The 7288-nt window shown below is 46.0% G+C and carries 2 protein-coding genes, 1 rRNA gene and 1 pseudogene; 2 read left to right on the forward strand and 2 right to left on the reverse strand.

Features of this window, described 5'->3' with window-relative positions:
* Nucleotides 1-787, forward strand: a pseudogene (locus AXFE_RS19585) (IS1595-like element ISAxf1 family transposase); the annotation flags it as partial.
* Between the two features lie 746 nt (nucleotides 788-1533).
* Here the strand turns inward: AXFE_RS19585 and AXFE_RS15855 are convergent.
* On the reverse strand, nucleotides 1534-3897 hold the full coding sequence (locus tag AXFE_RS15855; RefSeq protein WP_052606918.1) for a transglycosylase domain-containing protein: 2364 nt from the start codon (nucleotides 3895-3897) through the stop codon (nucleotides 1534-1536).
* A 494-nt stretch (nucleotides 3898-4391) separates the two neighbouring features.
* On the reverse strand, nucleotides 4392-5840 hold the full coding sequence (locus AXFE_RS15860; protein WP_082058838.1) for an APC family permease: 1449 nt from the start codon (nucleotides 5838-5840) through the stop codon (nucleotides 4392-4394).
* Between the two features lie 912 nt (nucleotides 5841-6752).
* Between AXFE_RS15860 and AXFE_RS15865 the strand changes: the two genes are divergently transcribed.
* Nucleotides 6753-7288: ribosomal RNA gene (locus tag AXFE_RS15865) — 16S ribosomal RNA — on the forward strand; the annotation flags it as partial.

Below are 7288 nucleotides of genomic sequence, written 5' to 3' on the forward strand. Positions count from 1 at the left end.
CGAGCTCCACTTTTTCAATGTAAATCTTGTCACCGTCAAACTAGCGTTACCTCCGGAACCATCTTCCATCGAAGCCATATCTCTTTATCCAAGTGGTTCTCCGCTATCTATCTATTGTCCAACGACAAGCGTGGTCTTTCGGCTACTACCATTGCTAAATTCGTTCAAGTATCTTATTCGACTGGCTGGTTGATGCTAAATAAGCTACGAAAAGCAATGGCTGACCGAAATGGTTTATATAAACTTGGAGGAAACGTCCAGGTAGATGAGTTCTTTTTAGGTGGTGAGAGCCATGGCGAAGGCTAACGAGGAAAGGGAACAAAACAAACCAATGTCCTAATTGGAGTGTCGATTAGCAATGGTGCTCCTACTCATTGCTTCATGGAAGTAATCAAAGATACCACTGCTAAATCATTCAAAGATGTTTTTGTGAGACGTTTAGATTCCGATACCAAGCTGATAAGTGATGGTAACCCAAGTTACGGGGTATGTGCTGAAAGACCTTGGACTAGCGCATTCGATCACTCTATCCAAAGACGAACAAGCACATGTAACATTCAAATGGCTCAACATCCTGATAGGGAACTGCAAGAAATTTATCGACGGAACATACCACGGACGTGAGGAACATAAGCAACTTTACCTCGAGGAATTCGCATACCGATTCAACCGAAGGCACTTTGAAATGTCCTTGGTAGAGCGACTTCTCAATACATGTGTGTTTGCGTCTCCACATCCGCTACTCCGCGAATCTGATTCCAAAATGGCTCTTGCTTACGAAACTTGATAAGTATGTTCCGTTTCATCGCGTATTTTTCCTAATACCTCTAACTGTAGTAGTTACTACACTATTCCGAAAGATGTAAAACTTTTTTGAGATGCCTTTTTGCTTGGACTGAGAGTCTTGTTTTTTAGGATTCGTCGTTATTCTTTTAGGATCCGATTTGGAATCTAAAAGTCCAGAGTTTCAACTGTCGGCCTCTTACTGATGAGATGATCCAAATGGGTGCGATTTCAAAATGTGCGATTTCAAAATGGGCTTTGTCTTATTGCTTGGCGCAACCTTGTGGATGGGCGCGGGCTCCAATATGGGCCCTTATCTAATTTGGTCGAGCGTAAGTGATGCGGTTCTTTAACTTGAGAGTCGATAGTTACCTTGTCTGTATCTTTTGAGCTATGCACCTCGGAAGAATAGATCTCCCTGAAGTCTAAAATATGGTGGTATATGTTTTAGCTACCAGCAATACAGCATCGATCCTTGATCGCTTCAGCGTCTGCGAAGATGATCTAGGGGCCGAAGATAGTTTCGATGTTCTAGCTTTTTGTCAATCCGGTGGCGGCGCTGCTTTTATTTCGATGCCCATCTTGTATAGATCGTAAGAATTGGAAAATATTAGCTATGGTATGATCGTTTGAGAATTTAGCGGGTGACTCCGGCACCTCTATTCGTGGCTCTGACATCTGTGATGGTGGCTTTGCCGAGGGAGTCCCCAGTTGTATTGACCTGGCTGTATTGACTTGTTTGTATTGATTTTAGGGATTGTTATAGCAGGTAATGGTGGAGCCTAAGGGCACTTGGGTGCCTGGTATCGGCGACTGCTCCCAAACTGCTTGGGGAGTTTGGTTGGCGCCTGAAGTACCTGTCTGTTGGTTGGTGGTGCAGCTTCCCGACAGGGAGACACTTGATATGGTTTCATTTGCTTGACTAGCGGTTAGGCCTAGTAGGTTGGGCACCACCACTATCGAGGGATAGGTCAAGGTCCCCTTTGCTACCGTTAGATCGATTGTCGCATCCTTAACTAATGCAACCCCAGGGGATGGACTCTGTGAAATTGCATATCCAGGCGGGTATTCGCTAGATGGGGCAAAAGATAGTGAAACTTTAAAGCCTTGCCCTGACAACGTTGACTCAGCCAGACTGACTGGCATCCCGATGACATTGGTAAGGGCTGTGGATGGTGTGGTAACCGTTGTCGATACCTTTGGCGGGGAAGTCGTGGTTGGCACCGGTGGCGCGACTGCAAATGATGTGGGAGTCCTAAATTGCTCAATTGGAGATGCTGCAAGTGCTGAGGTCATATACTGCGCAAAGATCCTTGCTGGCCAGCTTCCTCCAGTTACGTAAATCGGCGTAGTTGGCGGAATCATTGGCACCTCGCCGCTTGGATATCCAACCCATACAACGGTAGCTAATTGTGGTACAAAACCTGCAAACCAAGCGTCTGCCCAGTTTTCTCCTGTTCCAGTCTTTCCAGCAGCCGGGCGATAGAGGGAGGCGTTGACGCCTGTTCCTTCTGTCATTACGTGCGTTAGTATCTGGATCTCTGTTGCCGCTATGGTTGGCGAGAGTACTTGCTTGGGGTGAAGCGCATGGGAGTAGATTAATTTTCCAGAGGAGTCGTAGATCGCCGAGATGCTATAGGGAGCGTTGTAGGTTCCGTAATCCGCCAAGGTTGCATTTACACTAGCCATGTCAAGCGGTGTGACAGGCTGGGCACCTAGTACGATCGAGTTATAGGGTAGCAGTGGGCTCTTGATTCCCATAGCATGAGCCATAGAGACTACATTAGCTGGGCCAATTTTGGTGATCAATTGTGCATATACGGTATTCACCGAAAGGGCAGTGGCTGTAAGAAGGGTCATATAGCCAGTGGGTTCCCCCTCGTAATTATGGACAACCCAAGCTGACTGATGATTTGCAGGTGCAACGTAAAGGACTTTTGGTGCATAAAAGACACTTTTAGCGGTAAAGCCTTGTGTAAGTGCCTCTGCTAGTGCTATCACCTTGAAGGTCGATCCCGATGGACGTTGTGCTTGGGTTGCCATGTTGAATTGAGAATAGGCCTTACCCGAATTGTACCCTGGGCCGCCCACCAATGCCTCAATGGCGCCATTGGCCGGATTGATCGAGACCAGTGCTCCGCTTGGCATGTTGGCAGAGTTCGGAATGCCATCTAAGACAGCTTTTTGTGCTTGTTTTTGTTGGGATTGGACCTCTGTAGTTACAATCTTCAGTCCCCCGTGCTCGATAAGATTTAGGCGCTGGGTAGGGGTCGATCCAAGCGCAGGTAGGGTTGCGGCTTCGTTTAGAACGGTCTCTGAGAAATACCCTAGTTTTGGATTTACTACGGTATTCGAAGGATTCAATTGAATTGGAGCCGATAGCGAAGAACTTAGCTGTTGTTTGGTGATCTGCCTATTCACATATAGAGCGTTCAGGACTTGGTTGCGTCTATATAGGGCAAGTGCTGGATGAAGAATTGGATCATAGGCAGATGGGGCATTGATCAATCCGGCCAATAATGCTGCCTGCACTAGATTTAACTGATTTGCGTTAAGGGAGAAATATCTAAGTGAGGCGGCTTGGATTCCATATGTCCCTTCACCTAGGTAGACATCGTTTAGATATTTGTCCAAAACTATGCTTTTGGTGGTTCCGGCTAGAGAGCCGAGGGACAGTAGTATCTCGTGTGTCTTTTCGGCTAGGGTTCGCTTAGGAGTTCCAAGTTCTAGTTTCACTAGTTGTTCTTCGATGGTAGAACCACCTTGTACTACCGCTCCAGCCGAAAGATCAGCAAGCGCTGCACGAATTGTCGATTTTATGTCTATGGGACCCCGCTTCCAGTAGCGCCTGTCCTCTATTGCGACGACGGCTTTTGGAATTTCGCTTCCCATCTGACTGAGTGGAATTGGGATACGTACGATGTTGGTGGGTACTTGGGTTATGAGTGTGCCATTCGAAGCGTAAATAGAAGAGATCTGAGCGAAGGTATCTGGGTTGGTCGAAACGACTTTTGGAAGAGTACAGGCACTAAGAAGTAGCCCTATTGACGCGAGCGATAAAAAGAGCGAGATCATCTCTCGCCTTCTGGTTTTTGGCTTTAGATTATGGACCATCTTCTTTGCTTTGAGTTGGCGGCTCTTTTTGTCTATTTATTTAATCGTATTAAATGGGGGTGTGGTTTAGCTGCTTTGGAAAGTTGCACAGAAAACACAGGCAGTCTTTCTAAGAAAAGCTCTCCTACACCTCTCTTGGTATTTTATAGGAGAATCCCAACTTCATGCGGCCTTCATGTGGCAATGGCTACGCCTAACCAATCTATGGGATCATGGATCTGCCCTAAGCATCAGCGCGTTGGCTAGGTGAGAATGAGATGGGATGATCACGAGAGTGTTTGGCCATCGCTAGTGCTGCGCTGTTTCACATGGGTCATCGAGCCTGTTGAAGCACATTTGATTGAGACGATATAGCTGCTGTGAGATGCAAAAAAATGGTGAATGTGGGTTATATATAGATTTTTGATCTTTAATTTGATGAAGATCTAGTTGATAAGAGATAGTTTGAAATGGAAGGCTCTAAATGAACTAGAGACAATTGTATTGCCATTTAGTCATCGCAATCTTGACTCTTGCAGCTTTGTATTTTTAAGGTTTTGTAGGTGAGTTCGTCTATAGAGGCCAACTCCAAGGCCGACGATAAGCAAGATGCCAAGGATGTATCCAAAATAACCAAAAGGTGCAGATTGGTTCGGTGAGACTAGTAGATAGATTGGATAGACCAAGGCGATTGAGGCCATTATTGGGATTACAAGATGTTTGACTTTAGAATAGACCTCGGGCCTATAAATTCGAAAATAGATTGGTATGGCGAGATTGATCGCGAGATAAGCAATGATGGTAAGCAGGGCAGATAGCGTTGCAGCTTCGGAGAAGTACAGCAATGGATCACGACCAGATCCCAGAATAACCCCTATCACAGTTGCACCAACTATTAGGATGACGCCAGATTTGTGAGGAATCGGTTGAGAGTTTTTAGAGGCGATTCTTTTGGTAAAATAGCTTTGTAATCCACAGTAATTGATAATGTTAGCTTGGCTTGTTACAAGCGAAAACAGTGCGCTTATTAGCGACAGCAGTCCCAGAAAATAGGTAACTTTTACCAGGTATGGCGCTGTTGATTTTGCTGCTTCAACCAGTGGAGTGGGGCTTGCTATGATTTTGGAAAGATCAGATGCTAGACCAAGTGTGGTAGTAAAAGAGATGACTATTGCAATTAATGCAGTCGCAATAATTGCTAGGTATATTTTGGTTGCTACTGACTTAGACCCACCTTTAAATTGTGGAGCAAGTGCCGAGATATTTTCCCAACCCAGGAAGATGAAAAAGGCGATTGGGACTGCACTCGTCCAAGATGTCCCTAGTTGGCCATGGATTGGTAGTGCGACATAGGAGCTGTTCCAGTTTTTGTAATATCGCGCAATTATGATTGCAGCAAGGGCCGCTAGGCCAACTATCTGGATTACAACAAGTCCAAGGTTGATGTTTAGGAGGCTTCTTGCCTTTCCGACGATGAAAGTCAAGACGATCAGCGCGATGAAAATCGAATAGACCTGCCAAGGTATCGAAGGTGCGCTGAATGATATTAATGTTTCTTGGAGCCACCATCCACTTGCAACGATCAGCCCCGAGATAATGGCAAAATAAGAGGTCGTTAGAAGATAGGCGAGCGGTGTTGATACCACTTCCCCGAAGGTCATTTGAGCCCAAGCTATTAGCGATCCGGAACTGGGCGCTACTCGCGCGAACTCCGAGATGCTGTTTGCCTGCAGGGCACTAATTAGAGCTCCGGCGAGGATGTAATAAAGGGTAGATATGCCCGCAGCTGCTACCAGTAGGGACAATGTTACGATAACTCCAACGAATGGTACAGTGCTCGAAATTGAAAGCGCGCCGGATTGCAGCAGTCCTATCTCTGTGGGTTCGCTATTGATCCATCGTTCAATGGCTGTCCAGCCTCTATCAATTGTGGTTCTTCGTGAATGTAAAATTTTGTAATCGATTCCTTGGCATCAGCGCTTTTGTCTATAAAAATCTAGTCCCATCAAGGTGATTGGCGTGATCTTTCCAAATCAGGATCTCAGACTTTAGGTCTTCGTGCTGCGTCCGCGGTGCAAGTAAAGCGCTGTAGACCGATTGCCGCTAGAGGATGTGAAGGAGAACTAGTAGATGGCCCAAGAGGGGGACATTAGCTTTGAGTTGGTGCTCGGGCTGTGGGTTGCAGACCATCCCAAGCCAAAGTCTCCGTCAGGCCTTGCGCCCACACACAAACATTTTTCAAAAAATCCAAACAAAATTGCAGCAACTCACCATCAACCCTTATAGATTTATAAGTCCGCTTTGAAAGCCACGAAACATTCGTGAAACACAAATGCGAAGGAATTCTGAGATCATTTCTTATTCCACAAGGGAAAAGAGCTCTTGGGCTCCTTGAACTAAGGCATAAGAGATGATCCAACGGAAACACTTTTGTAGCGAAAGTGAAAGCTAGTAGTTAGCTAAGGCCTTAGATATGATTTATCTATCAAAAGGACAAGCTAACTTCTAAAAGCTAACACCTAGCTATATAAGGGCCGCTCCTTGACAACGAAATAGGATGAGAAGCATAGCTAAATGAGATTCATATAGCGTGCATTCGAATTACAGCCAGTTTTGGTCTGTTGAACGACTTTCATATCTACAGAGTCGTAACGACTCACTAGGTGAGTCAATGACAACTAACTGATAAGTATCAAATAACTTAGGTACTTACTAGCCAAAGCCAAAGACACATATCACCTCTTAGAGAAACGAAGACACCTGTTCTTATGAATTCGATCAACAACTTCTAAACAAGTACAGACCTAATCAATTCAAAAATTTTGAGAAACTCAAAAAAAACAGTAATTAGCTTGAATTAAGCTTTTTCATCAATTTCGATGGAGAGTTTGATCCTGGCTCAGGACGAACGCTGGCGGCGTGCTTAACACATGCAAGTCGAACGGTTTATAAGGGCTTGCCCTTATAGATAGTGGCGAACGGGTGCGTAACACGTGAGCAACCTGCCCCAAAGTTTGGAATAACACCGGGAAACCGATGCTAATACCAAATATGCTCACACTATCACAAGATAGAGTGAGGAAAGTTTTTCGCTTTGGGAGGGGCTCGCGGCCTATCAGCTTGTTGGTGAGGTAACGGCTCACCAAGGCATCGACGGGTAGCTGGTCTGAGAGGACGATCAGCCACACTGGGACTGAGACACGGCCCAGACTCCTACGGGAGGCAGCAGTGGGGAATATTGCGCAATGGGCGAAAGCCTGACGCAGCAACGCCGCGTGGAGGATGAAGGCCTTAGGGTCGTAAACTCCTTTCAGCAGGAACGAAAATGACGGTACCTGCAGAAGAAGCTCCGGCCAACTACGTGCCAGCAGCCGCGGTAATACGTAGGGAGCAAGCGTTGTCCGGATTTATT

This window comes from Acidithrix ferrooxidans, from assembly GCF_000949295.1.
GTDB lineage: Bacteria > Actinomycetota > Acidimicrobiia > Acidimicrobiales > Acidimicrobiaceae > Acidithrix > Acidithrix ferrooxidans.

Bases quoted from the DNA above. Each gene is read 5' to 3' on its own strand.
- AXFE_RS15855 (WP_052606918.1), bottom strand. From the start codon at position 3,897: ATGGTCCATAATCTAAAGCCAAAAACCAGAAGGCGAGAGATGATCTCG.